The sequence below is a fragment of the Xanthomonas sp. PPL134 genome (genome assembly GCF_040595915.1).
Taxonomy (GTDB): domain Bacteria; phylum Pseudomonadota; class Gammaproteobacteria; order Xanthomonadales; family Xanthomonadaceae; genus Xanthomonas_A; species Xanthomonas_A indica.
The window spans coordinates 129884-149870 of sequence record NZ_JAMDLL010000005.1; the positions used below are offsets into that span (position 1 = coordinate 129884).

General features: G+C 69.6%; 15 protein-coding genes and 1 pseudogene. 9 read left to right on the top strand and 7 right to left on the bottom strand.

Features of this window, described 5'->3' with window-relative positions; translation table 11 throughout:
• Nucleotides 1-55: 55 nt before the first annotated feature.
• Nucleotides 56-982, bottom strand: coding sequence for an oxygenase MpaB family protein (locus M3U25_RS12105; protein ID WP_355501138.1), 927 nt, complete (start codon nucleotides 980-982; stop codon nucleotides 56-58).
• A 174-nt stretch (nucleotides 983-1156) separates the two neighbouring features.
• Here M3U25_RS12105 and M3U25_RS12110 point away from each other — a divergent pair, with 174 nt between their 5' ends.
• Both M3U25_RS12110 and M3U25_RS12115 read left to right on the top strand, forming a co-directional pair.
• Nucleotides 1157-1774 carry a hypothetical protein gene (locus tag M3U25_RS12110; RefSeq protein ID WP_160946235.1) on the top strand — a complete coding sequence of 206 codons (618 nt, stop codon included), beginning with the start codon at nucleotides 1157-1159 and terminating at the stop codon, nucleotides 1772-1774.
• Between the two features lie 345 nt (nucleotides 1775-2119).
• Entirely contained in the window at nucleotides 2120-4237 is a 2118-nt protein-coding gene (locus tag M3U25_RS12115) for a TonB-dependent siderophore receptor (protein ID WP_355501134.1), read from the top strand.
• Nucleotides 4238-4595: 358 nt separating this feature from the next.
• On the opposite strand, the pseudogene M3U25_RS12120 reads toward M3U25_RS12115, so the two are convergent.
• A pseudogene (locus tag M3U25_RS12120) lies at nucleotides 4596-4768 on the bottom strand (sensor histidine kinase); the annotation flags it as partial.
• A 653-nt stretch (nucleotides 4769-5421) separates the two neighbouring features.
• On the opposite strand from M3U25_RS12120, the gene M3U25_RS12125 reads away from it, so the two are divergent.
• Nucleotides 5422-5706: a hypothetical protein gene (locus M3U25_RS12125; protein ID WP_355501131.1), complete on the top strand. Its 285-nt coding sequence runs from the start codon at nucleotides 5422-5424 to the stop codon at nucleotides 5704-5706.
• Nucleotides 5707-5964: 258 nt separating this feature from the next.
• Here M3U25_RS12125 and M3U25_RS12130 read toward each other — a convergent pair whose 3' ends face one another.
• The 3 genes from M3U25_RS12130 to M3U25_RS12140 are packed head-to-tail and all read right to left on the bottom strand — an operon-like array spanning nucleotide 5965 to nucleotide 7046.
• Nucleotides 5965-6183, bottom strand: coding sequence for a hypothetical protein (locus M3U25_RS12130; protein ID WP_152235729.1), 219 nt, complete (start codon nucleotides 6181-6183; stop codon nucleotides 5965-5967).
• A complete protein-coding gene (locus tag M3U25_RS12135; RefSeq protein ID WP_242159568.1) occupies nucleotides 6164-6613 on the bottom strand; it encodes a type II 3-dehydroquinate dehydratase in 450 nt (149 codons plus the stop codon). The genes M3U25_RS12130 and M3U25_RS12135 overlap by 20 nt, the downstream gene beginning before the upstream one ends.
• Before the next feature lie 10 nt (nucleotides 6614-6623).
• Entirely contained in the window at nucleotides 6624-7046 is a 423-nt protein-coding gene (locus M3U25_RS12140) for a hypothetical protein (RefSeq protein WP_355501126.1), read from the bottom strand.
• A gap of 248 nt (nucleotides 7047-7294) precedes the next feature.
• Here M3U25_RS12140 and M3U25_RS12145 point away from each other — a divergent pair, with 248 nt between their 5' ends.
• A complete protein-coding gene (locus M3U25_RS12145) occupies nucleotides 7295-8887 on the top strand; it encodes an APC family permease (RefSeq protein ID WP_355501123.1) in 1593 nt (530 codons plus the stop codon).
• 13 nt (nucleotides 8888-8900) lie between these two features.
• Here M3U25_RS12145 and M3U25_RS12150 read toward each other — a convergent pair whose 3' ends face one another.
• Nucleotides 8901-9443 carry a hypothetical protein gene (locus M3U25_RS12150; RefSeq protein WP_355501120.1) on the bottom strand — a complete coding sequence of 181 codons (543 nt, stop codon included), beginning with the start codon at nucleotides 9441-9443 and terminating at the stop codon, nucleotides 8901-8903.
• Nucleotides 9440-11113, bottom strand: coding sequence for a M28 family metallopeptidase (locus tag M3U25_RS12155; protein ID WP_355501117.1), 1674 nt, complete (start codon nucleotides 11111-11113; stop codon nucleotides 9440-9442). Before M3U25_RS12155 ends, M3U25_RS12150 begins: the two co-directional genes overlap by 4 nt.
• 309 nt (nucleotides 11114-11422) lie before the next feature.
• Here M3U25_RS12155 and M3U25_RS12160 point away from each other — a divergent pair, with 309 nt between their 5' ends.
• The 5 genes from M3U25_RS12160 to M3U25_RS12180 all read left to right on the top strand — a co-directional run bounded on the left by M3U25_RS12160 (nucleotide 11423) and on the right by M3U25_RS12180 (nucleotide 19754).
• Complete coding sequence (locus tag M3U25_RS12160) at nucleotides 11423-12862, top strand: cellulase family glycosylhydrolase (RefSeq protein ID WP_355501114.1); 1440 nt, start codon at nucleotides 11423-11425, stop codon at nucleotides 12860-12862.
• Nucleotides 12863-13121: 259 nt separating this feature from the next.
• On the top strand, nucleotides 13122-14558 hold the full coding sequence (locus M3U25_RS12165) for a cellulase family glycosylhydrolase (protein WP_355501112.1): 1437 nt from the start codon (nucleotides 13122-13124) through the stop codon (nucleotides 14556-14558).
• Nucleotides 14559-14722: 164 nt separating this feature from the next.
• Entirely contained in the window at nucleotides 14723-17608 is a 2886-nt protein-coding gene (locus M3U25_RS12170; protein ID WP_355501109.1) for a pitrilysin family protein, read from the top strand.
• A gap of 279 nt (nucleotides 17609-17887) precedes the next feature.
• Nucleotides 17888-18670 carry a DUF72 domain-containing protein gene (locus tag M3U25_RS12175; RefSeq protein ID WP_355501106.1) on the top strand — a complete coding sequence of 261 codons (783 nt, stop codon included), beginning with the start codon at nucleotides 17888-17890 and terminating at the stop codon, nucleotides 18668-18670.
• A 169-nt stretch (nucleotides 18671-18839) separates the two neighbouring features.
• Entirely contained in the window at nucleotides 18840-19754 is a 915-nt protein-coding gene (locus M3U25_RS12180; protein WP_242159557.1) for a GAF domain-containing protein, read from the top strand.
• Nucleotides 19755-19987: the final 233 nt, after the last annotated feature.

The following is a 19987-nucleotide window of genomic DNA, read 5'->3' on the forward strand; positions in this document are numbered from 1 at the left end:
GGCGATCTTGACCGCGTGTGACGCGATGCTGCGTTCAGCGATGCGGATAAACCATTCAGTCCATTGCGGGCCACTGTGCCAGCTGCCGTGTCGGCAGGCCGACGCGGCGGCAGGCGCGCGCGGCGATGCCGTCGTGCAGCGCGACGCGGAACAGCGGCGCCACCTGCTGCAGCAACCAGGCCGGTACCGCCGGGCCGGTGCGCTGCAGCCGCGCCTGCCGCAGCATGGCGCTGGCCCACGGCGGCAACAACGCCGCACCGGCGCCCAGGAACAGTTCGCGCGACAGTCCGGGGGCCGGCACCGGCAGGCGCAGGCCGGCCAGCACCGCCAGCACCTCGCGCGACCGCGCATCCACCCGCAACTGCGGCCGCTGCCGGTCGAAATAGGCCAGCACCGCCGCCTCGCTGGCCGGGACCTCGCGTGCGCCCAGCGCCTCGGCGACGCGCCGCCCTTCGTCGTAGTAGCGGTCGGCGATCGCGCCGGGGACCGCGCGGCAGTAGCGGCGATACCCCTGCAGGAAGCCGTAGGCCTCGGTCACGTGTACCCAGGTCAGCAGCGCCGGATCGTCGGCGGCATAGGCGCGCCCGTCCGGCGTGTGGCCGCGCACGCGGGCATGGATGGCGCGGACCCGGGCGATCTGGCGCTGCGCCGCGTCGGTGGGCGCGTAGCTGGTGGCGGCGACGAACTGGGTGGTGCGGCGCAGGCGCCCGACCAGATCCTCGCGGAAGTTGGAATGGTCGTAGACCCCGGCCAGCGCCAACGGGTGCAGGGTCTGCAGCAACAACGCGCACAGCCCGCCGGCCAGCATCCCGGGAAACTCGGCATGGATGCGCCAGGTGACGCTGTCCGGACCGAACAGACCGAGGTCGCCGAGCGGCTGGTCGTAATCGATGGCATCGCGCTCGCGCGGGAACGCGCCCAGCACCCAGCGACGGATCTGGGTGGTGGCCGGAGCGGAGAGGGTACGCAGCAGCGAAGGCATGCGCCGATGCTAGCGGAGACGGCGCGAGCGCCGTGCGATGGCGTATGGCGCACAGCGGCCGCGCCGCATGTGCGACCGCAGCATGCACTTTGCAGCCGCTGTGCTAGAAAGAAGCTGCCTCAAGATCGCCCGCCGACGTTCCGCGTCCGTCACCGCATCTGCAAGGAGCCCGTCATGTTCGCATTGTTCAAAGGCTTGGGATTGCTGCTCGAGGACAACGCGCTGCACCAGCGCTCGTTTCCCGAACAGGTCGCGCACTGGCAGCACAAGAGCGAGGCGCAGATCCGCGACGAAGTGGCACTGCTGGCCAAGGCCAAGCAGCAGTGGCTGGTGGCCTCGATCATCGGCTGGCAGGCGATCTCGCTGATCCTGCTCGGCGTGATCACCGCGCAGCTGTGGCAACACGACTACCACCTGACCTTCTCGCGCATCGTCATCGTGGTCACCTCGTGGGTGGCGATCCTGTTCGTGATCTGGTTCATCGCCAACATGTTCGACCGCACCGCCGGCTTCGAGCGCTGGCTCACCGCGTTCAACAGCCGCGAACCGCTCTCCGCCGATGCCGACACCGTGGAATGCGTGGCCGACGCGCTGAACATGGCACGCAAGTACCCGGAGATCCTCGCCTACAAGCGCGAGGTGGTGGCCAACCGCGAACTGCGCCACGAGGACATCCGGATCATGCGCGAGATGGGCCGCATCCGCCTGCATGCCGAACTGGTCGCCTCGCTGATCCAGTTCGAAGGCACCCCGCCCGGCGGCCAGCCCGGCGTGTTCCGCGTCGCCGGCTGAGCCCGCGCCACACGCACGCCACGCGCGCCATCTGCACGATGGCGCGGCGAAGACCTGCAACCAACGCGACCGCGCCATGCGGTCGCCGTCGCGCACACGAGTGGCCAAGCCTCTGCGGCGCGCGCTGCTGCGCATCCCGCTGCGGGCCCGAGCGCCAAGCTGCACTGACGTGCAGCATCGCCGCGACGCCGGCCGCCTGCAGCGTCTCCACCCCACCAACGACGACCGTGTCGCCGCGGCGCCCGGTGCAGCCGGCGACGACCTGCGTTCGCGGCCACGGGCATTCCCAACCGGCGCTTCGCGAAATATAATCATTCTCGATTAGAACCTTCACCCCCGGTCTCGATGACACTGCACCCCCTCTCCTGCGCCTGCCTGCTGGGCATGGCGCTGTCCCTGCCTGCGCACGCAACCACCGCCGACACCGCCGCGGACGCCGACAGCGGCGCCGATGCCGCGCAGGCGACCGCCCTGCCCACGGTGCAGGTGCGCGCCGACGCGCAGCGCGGCTTCCGCGCCACCGGGCCGGTGCAGGCCGACAAGTCCGATGCGCCGCTGGCGCAGACGCCGTTCTCGATCACCGTGGTGCCACGCGCGCTGCTGGACAGCCAGCAGGCGCTGAGCCTGTCCGATGCCCTGCACAACGTTTCCGGGGTGGTCGCCAACACCTACGGCCGGCGCGGCTGGGACGACCTGATCATCCGTGGCCAGACCGCCTCCGACGCGCTGTTCGTCGACGGCCTGCGCACCGCCGACAGCAACCGCGTGGCCGAGCAACTGTTCGGCGTGCAGCAGGTGGAGGTGCTGAAGGGCCCGGCCTCGCTGCTGTACGGGCAGGTGCTGCCGGGCGGCCTGGTCAACCTGATCAGCAAGCGCCCCGGTGCCGAGCCAATGCGGCGTGTGGACCTGAGCGTGGGCAGCGACGGCCTGCGCCAGGGCAGCGTGGATCTCAACCAGCCGCTGTCGGCCGACGGCAAGGTGGCGCTGCGCCTCAACGGGCTGGCGATGAACAGCGACGATCCCACCGACCACGTATATTTCCGCAGCCGCTGGATCGCCCCGTCGCTGTCGCTGGACCTGGGCCCGCGCACCGACTTCGTGCTGCTGACCAGCTACCAGGAACGCGACTACATCCGCCAGCAGGGCCTGCCCTGGGAAGGCAGCGCCGAACCCAACCGCAACGGCCGGATCGACCGCGCGCTGTTCACCGGCGAACCCGGGCAGCGGCCGTACCACAGCCACCAGAGCCGGATCGGCTACGTGCTCGATCACCGCTTCGACAACGGCTGGGCCCTGCACCACGCCGCACGCTGGCAGAGTTTCGGCTTGAATGGGTTCCTGATCGCCAACAACGGCCTGGCCGCCGATCTGCGCACCCTGCGCCGTACCGCCACCCAGCAACAGTTCGACGGCCGTACCTGGGTGCAGGACACCTACCTGCAGGGCGGCTTCGCCACCGGCACCTGGCAGCACACGGTCACCGCCGGCCTGGACGCGTTCAAGACCTGGGAATGGAACGTGCAGTCGACCTGCCGCGTCGGCAACCTGGACGTGTATGCACCGGTCTACGGCAGCGCCGTGGTCTGCCCGGCCCGGCCCAACCGCGACAACCTCAGCGTGGTGACCTCGGGCGGCCTGTATCTGCGCGACCGCATCCAGTTCGCTCCCGATTGGCAATTGCTGCTGGGCCTGCGCCACGACCGCAGCCGCAACCGCAGCGAGGACCACCTGGCCGGCACCGACACGCGCAACGACAACAGTGCGACCACGGGCTCGGCAGCGCTGATGTTCGACGCCGGTGGCGGCCTGCGCCCGTATGTCAGCGTGGCCACCTCGTTCTATCCCAACGTCGGCACCGACGCGCAGGGCGCGCAGTTCGACCCCGAACGCGGGCGCCAGGTGGAACTGGGCGTCAAGATGGAAGTGAGCAGCAGCACCAGCCTGAGCATGGCGCTGTACGACCTGCGCCGACGCAATGTGCTGCAGACCGATCCGTTCAATGACGGCTACAGCATCGCCGTGGGCGAGCAACGCAGCCGCGGCCTGGAGCTCAACGCCGCCGCCGACCTGGGCAGCGGGCTGAGCCTGTTCGGCGGCTACGCCTATACCGATGCCGTAGTCACCGACGACGGCGGCCAACGCGTGAGCAGCGTCGGTAGCCGCCTGAACAACGTGCCGCGGCACAGCGGTTCGCTCTGGCTGCAGTACGCCGCCCACGGCGCGGCCGACGGCTGGAGCGTCAGCGGCGGCGTGCGCGCCGAAGGCGAGAAGACCGCCTACGGCCACCGCATCCCGGGTTATCTGGTGGTCGATACCGGCCTCGGCTACCGCCAGGGCCATTGGCGCTACGCGCTGAACCTGAAGAACGCCTTCGACCGCGACTACTACACCGGCGGCCTGCAACGCGCCGTGGCCCTGGGCGACCCGCGCACGCTGCTGTTCTCGGTGGGCGTGGATTACTGAGGGGGCGCGCGTCGTTGCGCACGACGCGACACCGGTCGCACCAGCGTGGTGCCGGATCGCGGGATAGCCTCCTGTGGGAGCGACGTCAGTCGCGGCGCGAGACGCCATCCGGCAACTCCGTTGCAGAGGTGTCGGGACTGAAGTCCCTCCCACGACAGCGGCGATCGGATGGCGACAGTCGCATGCGCGGGCGAATCCGGCGATGCGATGCGGCGCATCGGTCGCCCTCGCAGCCAGGTCGCGGCTGAAACCGCTCCTACGTTGTCCAGCGCCGGATCGCAGCGAGCCGTTCTGTAGGAGCGGCTTCAGCCGCGACGCATGACGTCATCCGGCAGCGCCGCGGGAATGCCTCCTGCGCACGCAGGTTCTTCAGGCCGATGCTGGTCCCGCTGGACTGGGTGTCGAAGCCCAGGCCATCGTCAGCCACGGTGAGGATGACGTGGTCGTCGACCGCACGCGCCAGGATCAGATGGTGCCGCCGCCGGGCTTGGATTGCAGGGCCTGCTTGGCCGCATTCTCCACCACCGAGCGAAATTGCGCTTATTAATGTCACTGATAGAAATTTAACCCCTGTTCCAGATGGCCCGCATCACGGGAGCAAGGTATTTAGACATTCCCATAGCAAACTTATCGGTAATTAAATTCGCAGACTAAGATGTAAGCAACACATATCATGGAAACACACCATTCGATCCACATGAACGACAGGATGTTTATGTTGAGCAATGATTACGATGCAGACAGCGTGCATCTCTGGATAGGCAGCAATCATGCTTCATGACAAAAAATATTTCAGGTATTTTTAACTTGATTACTCAACGAAAGTTGATTTCGAGAATACCTCCTATAAAATTTGCGATTTTTGTCAGCATCTTGGCATAAAGTGGTACGACGAGGACTTCATGGGCATAATGCCAAGAGAAGAAAAAGACACCCCCCCTTGACGAGATTCTTGAGGAAGCGGCAGTTGACGTCAGCGAAATGGACAACATAAGAAAGATATGCTCAAGCCTCGGGATTCATAAAGCAAACTCTATTCTGTTGCATTCAAACCCAGACATGGATAATCCCCCGCCATAGGCAGCGACTTCAAAGGATTGAAATATATCGGCAGCTTCAAAGGTGATTAACCCATCACTCCGGATGCGCTGAGCCCGCGCCACCTCAACGGCAACATCACCCGGGTGGCGGTGCGTAGCCAGGAACTGAACGGCACGCACGACGCGTTCTACGAGGTGATGTTGGAACCGGACCTGTGGCCGATGATCTGCAGCATCATCGACGGCAACGGCAGTGTCTTCATCGCGTCCTGCGCCCGCAGTTGCAAGCGCGCGCCCATGCGGATGCGCAGGGCACTGCAGGCGCCCGGCGATCCGCCAGATCTTGCGCAGGTGGGTGATGCAGGCGATCGCGCCGACAGCATCGCCGGCAGGCCGGACGGCCAGCTCGGCCGGGACTCCATGCCGTAGAACAACCCGGCCCGGACGAGGGCGGCGCGACCACAGCCCCTGCCCAGGCGCACGACAGGCGAACGCGGAAGAGCAGGCGGGCGAGCATGGCGGCCAGTACTGGGGGTTCCGGCGAGGAGAGCCGTGGTGTCGCGCAGCCCTAGCGGCGTGCGACGCGCCCCCCACTGGGGCGGACGGGACTTGGTCTTGACAGGACGCAACCGTGGCGCTGCCGCACGCAGGCGCGACTGCAGCATCCCGGGCGACAGCGCATGGGCCCTACAGCCGGCTCACGCTGCGGATGCGGATCTCGCTGCTGTCCACGCCGTGGCGTTGCGCGGCCTGCGCGCGCAGGCGGCACAGCAGCCGCTCCGGGTCCAGCGGCGCCGGCTCGGCCCAGGTGTGCGCCAGGGTGCCCCAGGCCACGCGCTGGCCGAAGCTGTAGGCCTCGTAGTCGGCCAGGTAGTGGCGCGCGCGCTCAGGTGCCGACGTGGACATCGCCTTCGTAGCCGTTGCAGCCCAGGTGTTCGAGCGCGATCGACAGCGCCAGCGCATAGCCCTGCGCGCAGTAGCCGCCAACCTGGCCCAGGCGCTGCCCCGAGGACGCGCACAGGCAGGCTTCGCGGCGATCGCTGGCGTCGTCGTGCACTTCCACGTAGGGCCGGCGCAGGTGCGCCACCGCGTCGGCGGTGACGGCGCTGTCCGAACACGCGCCCGGATCCAGCAGCAGCATCTCCACGCCGGCCTGGTCGGCCTGGGCCAGCGCCTGCAGCAGTTCGCGCTCGCTGGCGCAGCCGCGCACGGCCAGGGTCTTGCCGGCGCGCCCGGCATGGGCGAGCAATTGCCGCATCACCGGCGGGGCGATGCGCGCCGGGCGGCCGCGATGGCCGGCCACGCAGTCCGGGCCACGGAGCAACAGGATCGACATGGCGGCGCCCTCAGTTGGCCAGCGCCGCGCGCGCGCCGAGCCGGCGCTGCGCCACGCCCAGGGCGATGGCGTAGCTGTCGGCGAGCGCGCCGTTGGCGATCACCGTCAGCAGCGGCATGTGCCGCGGATGCAGCAGCGGCTCCAGCGCCTGCGCGCTGGCGTCGTGCACCTCGATGTACGGGTGGCCCAGCGCCTCCAGCGCCGCGCACAGCTGCGCGCCATGGTCGGCCAGCTCCGACGCCGGCAACTCGCCCGAATCCAGCAGCACCAGCTCGGTGTCGTCGCACGCGCCTTGCCGCAGCCGCGCCACGATCTGCGCGGCATCGGCGCAGGCCACCGGCACCACCTGCGCGGCATGGGAAGCGGCCAGACACTGCGCCGCGGCAATGGCCGACGCATCGCGATGCGGGCCCTGGATCAGCAGAATCGACATGGAACACATCCAACGGAAAGGACGTGGCGCAGTCTGCGCGCGCGCCGCGTAAGCGTTCCATGGCGGAAGTGGGCCTGGGGCGTAAAGCTTGCGTAAGGCGGGAATCGGGAATGGAGAATGGGGAATCGATGAGCACAAGCCGCGAACGTTCAGCCAACGACACGCCGCTTTTCCGATTCCCATTCCCCAATCCCGATTCCCGGCTTTATGCGATCATCCCCGGCTTCCCGCCGCCGCCCGGACTCGCCATGACCCACTCCGCCCTGCGCCGCGATGTCGGCCCGTTCGCCCTGATGCTGACCGGCCTGGGCTCGATCATCGGCTCCGGTTGGCTGTTCGGCGCCTGGCGCGCCGCCGGGCTGGCCGGCCCCGGTGCGATCTGGGCCTGGGTGCTGGGCGCGGCCATCGTCACCACCATCGCCCTGGCCTATGCCGAGCTGGGCGCGATGTTCCCCGAGTCCGGCGGCATGGTCCGCTACAGCCACTATTCGCACGGCTCGCTGGTCGGCTTCATCGCCGGCTGGGCCAACTGGATCGCGATCGTGTCGGTGATCCCGGTGGAGGCCGAGGCCTCGGTGCAGTACATGGCCTCGTGGCCGTGGCAGTGGGCGCAGGATCTGTATGTGCAGCAGCCCGGCGGCGCCGGCGAGCTGTCGGTGCCCGGCCTGTGCATCGCCGCGGTGCTGGTGCTGGTGTACTTCCTGCTGAACTTCTGGAGCGTCAAGCTGTTCGCGCGCTCCAACAGCCTGATCACCGTGTTCAAGCTGGTGGTGCCGGCGCTGACCGGCGTGGCGCTGATCGCCAGCGGCTTCCACAGCGAGAACTTCAGTGTCGGCCTGCACGGCGGCAGCCACACCATCGACTTCGCCGCGGTGCTCACCGCGGTGGCCACCGCCGGCATCGTGTTCAGCTTCAACGGCTTCCAGAGCCCGGTGAACCTGGCCGGCGAGGCGCGCAACCCGGGGCGCAGCATCCCGTTCGCGGTGCTCGGCTCGATCGCGCTGGCCACGGTGGTCTACGTGCTGCTGCAGGTCGCCTACCTGGGCGCAGTGCCGCCGGACCTGCTGGCCAAGGCCGGCTGGCACGGCATCGACTTCCGCTCGCCGTTCGCGCAGCTGGCGATCATCGTCAACCTGCACTGGCTGGCGATGCTGCTGTACGTGGACGCCTTCGTCAGCCCCAGCGGTACCGGCATCACCTACACCGCCACCACCGCGCGGATGATCTACGGCATGGAGCGCAACGGCACCATGCCCAAGGTGCTGGGCCGGGTCCACCCGACCTGGGGCGTGCCGCGTCCGGCGATGTTCTTCAACCTGCTGGTGTCCTACCTGTTCCTGTTCTTCTTCCGCGGCTGGGGCACGCTGGCGGCGGTGATCTCGGTGGCCACCATCATTTCCTACCTGACCGGCCCGATCAGCGCCATGGCGCTGCGCAAGCACGCGCCGGAGATGCACCGCCCGCTGCGCATCGCCGGCCTGCCGGTGCTGGCCGCCGCCGCCTTCGTGCTGGCCACCGAACTGCTGTACTGGGCGCGCTGGCCGCTGACCGGCGAGATCATCCTGCTGATGCTGGTCGCCCTGCCGGTGTACGCCTACTACCAGCAGCGCGACGGCTGGAAGGATTTCCGCCGGCACCTGCGCGGCGCCAGCTGGCTGATCGCCTACCTGCCGACCATCGCGCTGCTGTCGTGGGCCGGCAGCACCACCTTCGGCGGCCACGGCTACCTGTCCTACGGTCCCGACCTGGTGGTGGTCGGCGTGGTGGCGCTGGGCTTCTACTTCTGGGGCGTGCGCGCCGGCTGGCGCACCCCGTCGCTGCAGCAGGCCAGCGCCGGCTGAGCCGCGGCGGCGCTCAGCCGCCGCGCAGACATTGCAGCGCGCGCGACAGCAGCGCGGCGCCGACGAAACCGGCCAGGGCGCACAGGCCCACCGCGATGACGCCCTGGTGGTACGGGTCGTCGCGTCTGTCGAACAGGGCCAGCACCGCGGCGACGCAGACCGCCGAGGTACCCGCCCCGATCAGCCCGATGCGCAGATGCGCGCGCCAGCCACGCAGGCGCGGCCAGGCGCGGGCGGCGAACAGACCGGTCAGCAGCGCCGGCAAGGCGCCGAAGACATAGGAAAACAGCGCCATCAGCAGGAGCAGCAGCAGCGGAGCGCTGACGCCGCTGCCCTCCCCCCGGGTCATCGCGATCGCCACCGGCAGCCACACCACCATGGTGCCCAGCGGCGGGCCGACGAACAGGAAGGTCGTCACCACGCCAACGCCGACCAGCCAGCGCGGCAGCGGGTCGTTGCCCGCCTCCCTGTCCAGCCGATCGGCATCGCCGGCGAGCGCACCCGGCGGCGGCTCCGCGGCCGCCTGCGAGGCAGGCGGCAACGGGTCGTGGCTCACTTGGCGGGCGCGGCTGGGCGCTGCGCGGCGCTGGCGTCGCGGGCGGCGCGGAACTCGGAGTCGCGGCTCCAGTTCGGCCACTGCGGCGAATTGGCCAGTTCCTCGCCCAGGGTGTACAGCACCTGCATGTCGCGCGCGGCGCCGGCGAAGGTCCAGTTCGGCTGCCATTCGTCGCCGGGCTGGTGGTAGCGCTTGGCGGTGTAGTCGTCCGAGGCGGCCTTGCCGGCCGCCACGCCGCCGTCCACCCAGTCCTGGCCGGCGGCGAAGGACAGCGCCGGCACGCCGCGCTTGGCGAAGGAGAAGTGATCGGAGCGGAAGAAGTAACCGGCTTCCGGCTTGGGATCGGGCGTGTAGCGCAGGTCCCAACCCTTGGCCACGCGCTTGAGGTCGTCGAGCAGTTCCAGCTTGGCGGTGCCGTAGATGCCGAAATCACGCGAGGGCCCGAACGGGCTCATGCCGTCCATGTTGATCACCGCCACCGTGCGCGCCAGTGGATACAGCGGCTTGGAGGCGTAGTACTCCGAGCCGAGCAGGCCCTTCTCCTCGGCGGTGACCGCCATGAACACCACCGAGCGCTGCGGCGCCGGGCCTTTGGCGAAGGCGCGGGCCAGTTCCAGCAGCGCGGCGACGCCGCTGGCGTTGTCCAGCGCGCCGTTGAAGATGCGGTCGCCCTTGGCGTCGGGCGCGCCCACGCCCAGGTGATCCCAGTGCGCGGTGTAGATGAGGGTGTCGTCCGGCTGGGTCTTGCCGGGCAGCCGCGCGACCACGTTGTGCGAGGTGATCACCTCCGACTTCACCGCGTAGTCGGCGTACAGGCGCTCGCCCTTCAGCGGCACCGGCTTGAAGTCGCGCGATTGCGCCTGCTTCTTCAGCGCATCGAAATCCAGCCCGGCGCGCTTGAACAGCTCCACCGCCAGATCGCGCTGGATCCAGCCCTCCAGTTCCGGGTGCACCGCCTTGGGATCGTCGCGGACCACGTCGAACATGCTGTTGGTGTTGGAGTTGGCGACGGTGGCCCAACCGTAGGAGGCCGGTGCGGTCTCGTGCACGATCAGCACGCCGGCCGCGCCCTGCCGTGCGCCTTCCTCGAACTTGTAGGTCCAGCGGCCGTAGTAGGTCATGCCCTTGCCGTCGAACGCACCCTTGCCGGTCTCGAAGTCCGGATCGTTGATCAGCACCACCGCGATCTTGCCCTTCAGGTCCACGCCCTTGAAGTCGTCCCAGCCGCGCTCGGGCGCCTTCACCCCATAGCCGACGAACACCAGCGGCGCCCCGTCCAGGGTCACCTGGCTGCTGCCGTCCAGCGCCGCGCGCACGGCGATCTGCTGGCCCTGGGTCAGGGTTTGGCGCTGGTCGCCGCTGGCGATCGCCAGGCGCGGGGTGCCGACGATGTCGGCGCGGCGCAGCGGCACCGCCTGGGTCCACAGGCGCTTGCCGTCGCGCAGGTCGCCGCCGGGCTGCAGGCCGGCCGCCTGGAACTGCGCACTCAGATAGGCCACGGTCTTCTCCTCGCCCGCCGAGCCCGGGGCGCGGCCCTCGTAGGCGTCGGAGGCCAGCGTCTTGACGTCGGTGGACAGGCGCTGGGTGTCGAAGGTCGGTGCGGGCGGCGGCGCCGCCAGGCAGGCGCCGGACAGCGCCAGGGCCAGCAGGCTCACGATCAGTTGTTTCACGGGGTTCCCCTCGGCGGACACAAAGAAGATCGAGTGTAGCGGCGCCCACCCCGGGCCGGGGTGGGCCAGCTGACCGCCATACGTGCGCTGTCGCAAAAATTTATTGTGATAAACCGCTCAAATACGAAGCTGAACATGGTCTAATGCCGCGCTCGCGTATCGCGCGGCCACGGGGATCGGTGGCCGCGCCGATCCGCGCACCCGCCCCCGGCATCCACCCAGCCGGGGCGGAGCCCGTCACTCCCCACCATCACCTGGGCCGCTCCGACTGCGGGGCCGGCTCGCTTCCGGAGACCTGCCGAGATGTCGATGTCCCCCCTCCCCCGCATCACCCGCTGCGTGCTGGCCGCCGCGCTGCTGGCCGCCAGCGGTTCGGCCTGGAGCTACGCGATCAGCAAAGGCACGGTGGTGGACGACCGCGGCAACGCGGTGCAACTGCGCGGCGTCAACTGGTTCGGCTTCGAAGGCAGCGCGCACACCGTGCACGGCCTGTGGGCGCGCAACTGGAAGGACATGATCACGCAGATGCAGGGCCTGGGCTTCAACGCCGTGCGCCTGCCGTTCTGCCCGCAGATCCTGCGCGGCGTCGCGCCCACCAGCATCGACTACGGCCGCAACCCGGACCTGCAGGGCCTGAACTCGTTGCAGGTGCTGGACAAGGTGATCAACGAATTCAGCAGCCGCGGCATGTACGTGCTGCTGGACCATCACTCGCCCGATTGCCAGGGCATCTCCGAGCTCTGGTACACCGACTCCTACAGCGAGCAGCAGTGGCTCAGCGACCTGAGCTTCGTGGCCAAGCGCTACGCGTCGGTGCCGGGCGTGATCGGCATCGACCTGAAGAACGAGCCGAACGGCCGCAACACCTGGGGCACCGGCAACCTCAAGACCGACTGGAACAAGGCGGTCGAGCGCGCCTCGGCGGCGGTGCTGAAGGTGGCGCCGAAGTGGCTGATCGTGGTCGAGGGCATCACCGATAACCCGACCTGTTCCAGCAGCTACGGCTACTGGTGGGGCGGCAACCTGGAACCGCTGACCTGCACCAAGCTCAACGTGCCGGCCAACCGCCTGCTGCTGTCGCCGCACGTGTACGGCCCGGACGTGAACTGGCAGCCCTACTTCGGCGACGGCAACTTCCCGGCCAACATGCCGGCGATCTGGGAGCGCCAGTTCGGCCAGCTGACCCAGCGCGGCTACGCCATGATGATCGGCGAGTTCGGCGGCAACGAAGGCCGCAACCAGGCGCAGGATCCGATCCTGCAGAAGGCGCTGATCGACTACCTGATCAAGAAGAACATCCGCAGCGGCTTCTACTGGGCCTGGAACCCCAACAGCCGCGACACCGGCGGCGTGCTCGACGACGACTGGACCACCGTGCGCACCGAGAAGATGGCCGGGCTCAAGCGGCTGTGGGGCGACACCAGCGGCACCACGCCAACGCCCACCCCGACGCCGACCCCAACCCCCACGCCGACCCCGACCCCGGCACCGGGCAGCGCCAGCTTCAGCACCAAGATCATCGTCGACAGCGACTGGAACGCCGGCTACTGCGAACGCGTGCAGGTGACCAACAGCGGCAGCGCCACCGGCAACTGGGCGGTCACCCTGTCCATCAGCGGCACCATCAACAACCTGTGGAACGCCACATGGACGCAATCGGGCACCACGCTCAGCGCCAGCGGCGTGGACTGGAACAAGACCCTGGCCCCCGGCGCCACCGCCGAGTTCGGGTTCTGCGCCGCCCGCTGAAGGCAGCGCCATCGCCTCGCGCCCCACGTGGGGTAACACGCCAACGGCAGCGTCCCTCGACGCTGCCGTTGACGTTTGCAGCGGGCGACTGCGCGCCCGTGGACACCACCACGGCACCTGCGCGCAATCGGTGGACAAGCCCGTCTTCTGCAACGGCAGTCACGGCCGTCGCGGCGGACACTGCCGATCATCGCCGCCAAGCATCCGCCCCCCCCTTTGGCTGGCGCACTCCGCACCGGCCGCCATCGGAGCCATCGCGATGAATCGGTCCCTGCACTCCCGTATCACCCGCTGCCTGCTCGCCGCGGCGCTCGTGGCGGCCAGCGGCTCGGCCTGGAGCTACGCCATCCAGCAAGGCAAGGTGGTGGACGACGGCGGCAACGCCGTGCAGTTGCGCGGCGTCAACTGGTTCGGTTTCGAGACCGCGCAGCACACCGTGCACGGCCTGTGGGCGCGCAACTGGAAGGACATGATCACGCAGATGCAGGGCCTGGGCTTCAACGCCGTGCGCCTGCCGTTCTGCCCGCAGACGCTGCAGGCGGTGTCGCCCGGCAGCATCGACTACAGCCGCAATGCGGACCTGCAAGGCCTGAACTCGCTGCAGATCCTGGACAAGGTGATCAACGAACTCAGCAGCCGCGGCATGTACGTGCTGCTCGACCACCACACGCCGGACTGCAACGCCATCTCCGAACTCTGGTACACCGGCAGCTACAGCGAGCAGCAATGGCTGGACGACCTGAGCTTCGTCGCCAAGCGCTACGCATCGGTGCCGGGCGTGATCGGCCTGGACCTGAAGAACGAGCCGCACGGCGCCGCCACCTGGGGCAGCGGCAATGCCGCCACCGACTGGAACAAGGCGGCCGAGCGCGCGGCGGCGGCGGTGCTGAAGGCGGCGCCGAACTGGCTGATCGTGGTCGAGGGCATCGCCGACACCCCGACCTGTTCGAGCAGCACCGCGCACTTCTGGGGCGAGAACCTGGAACCGCTGGCCTGCACGCCGCTGTCCATTCCGGCCAACCGCCTGCTGCTCGCCCCGCACGTGTACGGGCCGGACGTGTCCATGCAGTCCTACTTCAACGCCTCCAATTTCCCGGCCAACATGCCGGCGATCTGGGAGCAGCATTTCGGCCGGTTCGTCCAGGCCGGCCACGCGCTGCTGCTGGGCGAGTTCGGCGGCAAGTACGGCCAGGGCAACCCGCTGGACGTGCAGTGGCAGAACGCGCTGGTCGACTACCTGATCGGCAAGGGCATCCACAGCGGCTTCTACTGGTCGTGGAACCCGAACAGCGGCGACACCGGCGGCATCCTCAACGACGACTGGAGCACGGTGCGCACCGACAAGGTGACCCTGCTGAAGAAGCTGTGGGACGGCGACGGCAGCAGCACTGGCGGTGGCGGTGGCAACGGCGGTGGCGGAACGCCCACGCCGCCGCCGTCCGGCAGCAGCTTCAGCACCAAGGTGCTGGTGGACAGCGACTGGAACGCCGGCTACTGCAATCGCGTGCAGGTGACCAACACCGGCGGCAGCAGCGGCGACTGGACCGCCACCCTGTCGATCAGCGGCACCATCAGCAACCTGTGGAACGCCACCTGGACGCAGTCCGGCACCACGCTCAGCGCCAGCGGCGTGGACTGGAACAAGACCCTGGCCCCGGGCGCGACCGCCGAATTCGGTTTCTGCGCCGCACGCTGAGCGCGGCGCTGCGCCCCTGACGCCACGCGCGCGGCCCCTCTGCGAAGATGGCAGCGCGCCATGCCGGCGCGCTGCCCGGCATGCCGCGGTGTGCCATCAGTCACGTTCCCGCGGCCGCCGCCACCCCTCTATGCTGGCGCATTGTCCACACTCAGGCCCGGCCCATGCTCCGACCCTTGTCGCTGTTGATCTCCAGCATCCTCACCCTCGGCACCGGCGCCGCCCTGGTGGCCGCGCCGTCGGCCCTGGCCGCGGCCACGCCGGGCCAGGCGACCGCGCCGGAGATCGCCTACACCCGCTTCACCCTGCCCAACGGCCTGACCGTGGTCGTGCACGAGGACCACAAGGCGCCGGTGGTGGCGGTGAGCATCTGGTACCACATCGGCTCGGGCGACGAGCCGGCCGGCAAGACCGGCTTCGCGCACCTGTTCGAGCACCTGATGTTCTCCGGCTCGGAGAACCACAAGGGCACCTACTTCCAGCCGTTCGAGAAAGTCGGCGCCACCGACATGAACGGCACCACCTGGTTCGACCGCACCAACTACTTCGAGACCGTGCCGACCACCGCGCTGGACACCGCGCTGTGGATGGAATCGGACCGCATGGGCCACCTGCTCGGCGCGATCGGCCAGAAGGAACTGGACACCCAGCGCGGCGTGGTCCAGAACGAGAAGCGCCAGGGCCAGAACCGCCCCTACGGCCGCGTCGACGAGAACATCCTGGCCAACATCTTCCCGGCCAACCATCCCTACCAGCACGACACCATCGGCTCGATGGCCGACCTCGACGCGGCCTCGCTGGACGACGTCAAGCAGTGGTTCCACGACAACTATGGCGCTGCCAACACCACCCTGGTGCTGGCCGGCGACATCACCGTGGCGCAGGCCAAGGCCAAGGCCGAGCGGTACTTCGGCGACATCCCCGCCGGCCGCCCGGTGCCGCGCCAACAGCCGTGGATCACCCCGCTGGCCAAGCAGACCCGCGGCGTGCAGCACGACCACGTCGCGCAGCCGCGCATCTACCGCACCTGGGTGGCGCCGCAGCTGGGCACCGACGACGCGGTGCTGCTGGACCTGGCCACCACCGTGCTCGGCGGCGGCAAGACCAGCCGCCTGTACCAGCGCCTGGTCTATCGCGACAAGCTGGCCGACGACGTCTCCGCCGGCCTGCAGTCGTTCGCGCTGGCCAGCCAGTTGCAGATCACCGCCGACGTGAAGGAAGGCGTGGACCCGGCCAAGGTCGAGGCCGCCATCGCCGACGAACTGCAGAAGTTCCTGGCCGAAGGCCCCACCGCCGACGAACTGCAGCGCGCCCAGGTCGGCTACCGCGCCGGCTTCGTGCGCGGCCTGGAGAAGGTCGGCGGCTTCGGCGGCAAGGCCACCGTGCTGGCCGAGGGCCAGGTCTACCGCAACGATCCGGGCGCCTACAAGAAGGACCTGCAGCGCGCGCAGGACGCCACCGTCGCCAGCGTGCGCAAGGCCGCCGACACCTGGTTCGGCAAGGGCGACTACCTGCTGACCGTGCTGCCGGCGCCGGAGGGCTTCGATCCGGCGGCCGAGGACAAGGCGGTCAAGCCGCTGCCGGCGGCCCCGGGCAAGCCCGCGCCGAAGGTGCCGGCCAAGGCCGACTACAGCGTCGGCAAGTCGCAGGTGGACCGCGCCGCCGGCGTGCCGGAGACCACCCAGTTCCCGAGCCTGAGCTTCCCGCAGCTGCAGCGCGGCAAGCTCAAGAACGGCATCGAGGTGGTGCTGGCCGAGCGCCACACCATCCCGGTCACGCAGATCCAGCTGCTGTTCGATGCCGGCTACGCGACCGACCGTGGCAGCAAGCTCGGCACCGCCAACTTCACCGCGGCGCTGATGAACGAGAGCACCCGCAACCTGGATTCGGTGGACGTGGCGCAGCGCCGCCAGCGCCTGGGCGCGATGACCAGCGTGTCCTGCGAGCTGGACAGCTGCGACGCCTCGCTCAACGCGCTCAACGACCAGTTGGCGCCGTCGCTGGAACTGTTCGCCGACATCGTGCGCAACCCGGCGTTCAAGGCCGACGACATCGAGCGCATCCGCGGCCAGTGGCTGGCCTCGATCGCGCAGGAGAAGACCCAGCCGCAGGGCCTGGCGCTGCGCACCCTGCCGCCGCTGCTGTACGGCCCGACCCATCCGTACGGCGTGCCGCTCACCGGCACCGGCACCGAGGCGGCGATCAAGAGCCTGACCGCGGGCGACCTGAGCGCGTTCCAGAACAACTGGCTGCGTCCGGACAACGTGCGCATCCTGGTCGCCGGCGATACCACCCTGGACAAGATCATCCCGCAGCTGGATGCCGCGTTCGGCGACTGGCAGGCCCCGGCCGGCAAGCGCCCGACCAAGAGCCTGCCGCAGGTGGCCGCGCAGCCCAAGCCGCGCGTGTTCCTGATCAACCGCGACGACGCCCCGCAGTCGCTGATCCTGGCCGGCCTGCTGGCGCCCTCGACCAAGGCGCCGAACAACCTGGCGATCGGCGTGGCCAACGGCGCCTTCGGCGGCACCTTCACCTCGCGCCTGAACATGAACCTGCGCGAGGACAAGCGCTGGGCCTACGGCGCCAACAGCTTCATGATCGACGCGATCGGCCAGCGCCCGTTCCTGTTCTTCGCCCCGGTGCAGACCGACAAGACCGCCGAATCGGCCGCCGAGATCCTCAAGGAAGCCAAGGCCGTGGTCGGCGACAAGCCGCTGACCGCCGCCGAGATCGCCAAGATCAAGGAACAGCGCGTGCGCGCCCTGCCGGGCAGCTTCGAGACCACCGGCGCGGTGCTCAGCGCGATGGAAGGCATCGTCCAGTACGGCCGCCCGGACGACTACGTGCAGACGCTGAAGACGCGCCTGGAAGCGGTCGACCAGCCGGCGGCGGAAGCGGCGATCAAGGAGATCGTGGCGCCGCAGGCGATGACCTGGGTCATCGTCGGCGACCTCAAGCAGATCGAAGCGCCGGTGCGCGCGCTGAAGCTGGGCGAGGTGCAGGTGCTGGACAGCGACGGCCAGCCGGTCAAGGCGAAGGCCAAGCCGTAACGCCGCACACGCATGGCGGGGTTGCCCCGCCATGCGCCACGCGCCGACGCCAGCATCGGGCGTCGGCGCCATCGCAACGCAGCGCCATCGCGCGATGCGACATGCGACATGCGACGACAGGAAACGTGCAGACTGCGCTCCGGCGCAACCTGCAGGCACCGGCCGCCCTGGCGCGCGGGTGGCGGATGAGTCGCCAAGGCGGCGCGCGGTGCCTGTCCTTCACGGCTCCTGGCCGCAGCACTTGGTATCCGGAAGGCCTGTTCTCGCCCGCTGCCGCCGATGCCGACCGCTTCTCCCCGCCGCGCCGACGCCGCGCCGAACATCCGCGTCGGCTGCGCCGGCTGGTCGATCGCCAGCACGCAGCGCACCTTGGTCGGCGACGGCGCCAGCCAGCTGGCGCGCTATGCCACCCGCTTCGACGCGGTCGAGATCAATTCCACGTTCTACCGCGCCCACCGCGCGAGCACCTACCAGCGCTGGGCCGACAGCGTGCCGGCGGCGTTCCGCTTCTCCGCCAAAGTGCCACGCACGATTACCCACGACGCGCGGCTGTACCGCGTCGCGCCCCTGCTGCAGACCTTCCTTGGCGAGGTCGGCCATCTCGGCGACAAGCTCGGCTGCCTGCTGGTGCAACTGCCGCCCAGCCTGGCCTTCGATGCGCGCACCGCCGCCACCTTCTTCGCGATGCTGCGGCGCCGCTGGCACGGCGGCATCGCCTGCGAACCACGCCATGCCAGCTGGTTCAGCGCGCGCGCCGAGGCGCTGTGGCAGCGCCACCGCATCGCACGCGTGGCCGCCGACCCGGCCCTCAACGCAACCGCCGCGCAGCCGGCCGGCACGGCGACGCCGGCTTACTGGCGCTGGCACGGCGCGCCGCGCATCTACTACAGCGACTACGCCGACGCCACGCTGCGCAACCTGGCCGAGCGCGTCGTCGCCGCCACGCCGCACCCGGGCGACACCTGGGTGATCTTCGACAACACCGCACTCGGCCACGCCCTCGACAACGCCGCCACCCTGCAGGCGCAGTTGCGCGCGCTCGGCGCCGGTGCCGCCGGCTGACCGCCAGCGCGCGCCGCGCGGCGCGGCGATCGCAGCACGGAGAGGTCGTACGCGGCAGATGGGTGCATGGCGTGCACTGCATCACGCTTGCGCGCTTGTCCACGCGACATCTCGGCGCCCTGCGGTATCGTGCTGCGCCCTGCGATCCGCGCCAGACCCGACGCCGCCCATGACCGATGAAGCCCAGCGCCAGCGCGTCCTCGACAGCTACCGCATCGTCGACAGCCTGCCCGAAGACGCTTACCAGGACATCGTGCAGATCGCCGCCGCGCTGTGCGACACGCCGATCGCATTGCTCTCGCTGGTGGACCGCGACCGGCAGTGGTTCAAGGCCAGGATGGGCCTGGAGGTGTCGCAGACCGAGCGCAGCCAGGCGGTGTGCGGCCACGCGATCCGCGAGCCCCAGCAACTGCTGGAAGTGCCCGACCTCGCCGCCGACCCGCGTTTTGCCGACATCGCGGTGGTCCGGGGTGATACCGGGGCGCGTTTCTACGCCGGCATGCCGCTGGTGACCGATGAGGGCATCGCCTTGGGCACGGTGTGCGTGCTGGACACCACGCCGCGCGAACTCCAGGACGCCCAACGCGATGGCCTGCGCGCGCTGGCGCGCACCGCCATGCGCCTGCTCGACGCGCGCCGCGATGCGCTGCAGCGCGAACGCGAGGCGCTCCTGCAAGCGCACCCGGTTGCCGACAGCGCGGACGCCGAGGGCCGCTACTGGGTGGTGATGCTGGAAGTGCAGGAACTGGCCGCGCTGGCCGAGCGGCAGAGCGAACGCCTGCTCGGCAGCAGCCTGCAGCAGCTCGACCGCGCCCTGGGCAGCTACGTGCAGGATGGCGGCGCCGACAGCGTGGACCGGGCAACCGACAGCGCGGAATTCATCGTCATGCTGCATGGCGCCGACGCCGAGCGGAAGCTGCGCGGCCTGCGCGAAATCGCCGCGCGGCAGCAGGCGCTCGGGCTGACCGTCCTGGTCGGCGCCGCCCAGGCCACGCGGGCGGACGAGCAGATCGGGCTGGTGTTCCTGCGCGCCGAAGCCGCGCTCAGCGCCGAGAAGGACCGCCTGCGGCCGCAGACGCCCTGACCGGCGGATCGCCGACCGGCGCGCGTGGCGCGCTGACAGCGCCACCTCCCTGCTCCGCGCAGCGGGCGAGCGCCTACGCATCGGCCTTGGCCGCGCGTTGGACGCCCAGCCGCCCCGCTCTGGGCGCGAGGCGCCAACCATTCTGCAGGTGACGTGCCCCGGCTGACCCGGCGACGGGCAGCCGCGCCGCGGCAGCGGCCCCGTTCTTGCATCACCCGGGACGTTGCGGTCCC

Coding starts and splice junctions, on each gene's coding strand:
- M3U25_RS12105 (WP_355501138.1), bottom strand. CDS start 982: ATGCCTTCGCTGCTGCGTACCCTCTCCGCTCCGGCCACCACCCAGATC.
- M3U25_RS12110 (WP_160946235.1), top strand. CDS start 1,157: ATGTTCGCATTGTTCAAAGGCTTGGGATTGCTGCTCGAGGACAACGCG.
- M3U25_RS12115 (WP_355501134.1), top strand. CDS start 2,120: ATGACACTGCACCCCCTCTCCTGCGCCTGCCTGCTGGGCATGGCGCTG.
- M3U25_RS12130 (WP_152235729.1), bottom strand. CDS start 6,183: ATGTCCACGTCGGCACCTGAGCGCGCGCGCCACTACCTGGCCGACTAC.
- M3U25_RS12135 (WP_242159568.1), bottom strand. CDS start 6,613: ATGTCGATCCTGTTGCTCCGTGGCCCGGACTGCGTGGCCGGCCATCGC.
- M3U25_RS12140 (WP_355501126.1), bottom strand. CDS start 7,046: ATGTCGATTCTGCTGATCCAGGGCCCGCATCGCGATGCGTCGGCCATT.
- M3U25_RS12145 (WP_355501123.1), top strand. CDS start 7,295: ATGACCCACTCCGCCCTGCGCCGCGATGTCGGCCCGTTCGCCCTGATG.
- M3U25_RS12160 (WP_355501114.1), top strand. CDS start 11,423: ATGTCCCCCCTCCCCCGCATCACCCGCTGCGTGCTGGCCGCCGCGCTG.
- M3U25_RS12165 (WP_355501112.1), top strand. CDS start 13,122: ATGAATCGGTCCCTGCACTCCCGTATCACCCGCTGCCTGCTCGCCGCG.
- M3U25_RS12170 (WP_355501109.1), top strand. CDS start 14,723: ATGCTCCGACCCTTGTCGCTGTTGATCTCCAGCATCCTCACCCTCGGC.
- M3U25_RS12175 (WP_355501106.1), top strand. CDS start 17,888: ATGCCGACCGCTTCTCCCCGCCGCGCCGACGCCGCGCCGAACATCCGC.
- M3U25_RS12180 (WP_242159557.1), top strand. CDS start 18,840: ATGACCGATGAAGCCCAGCGCCAGCGCGTCCTCGACAGCTACCGCATC.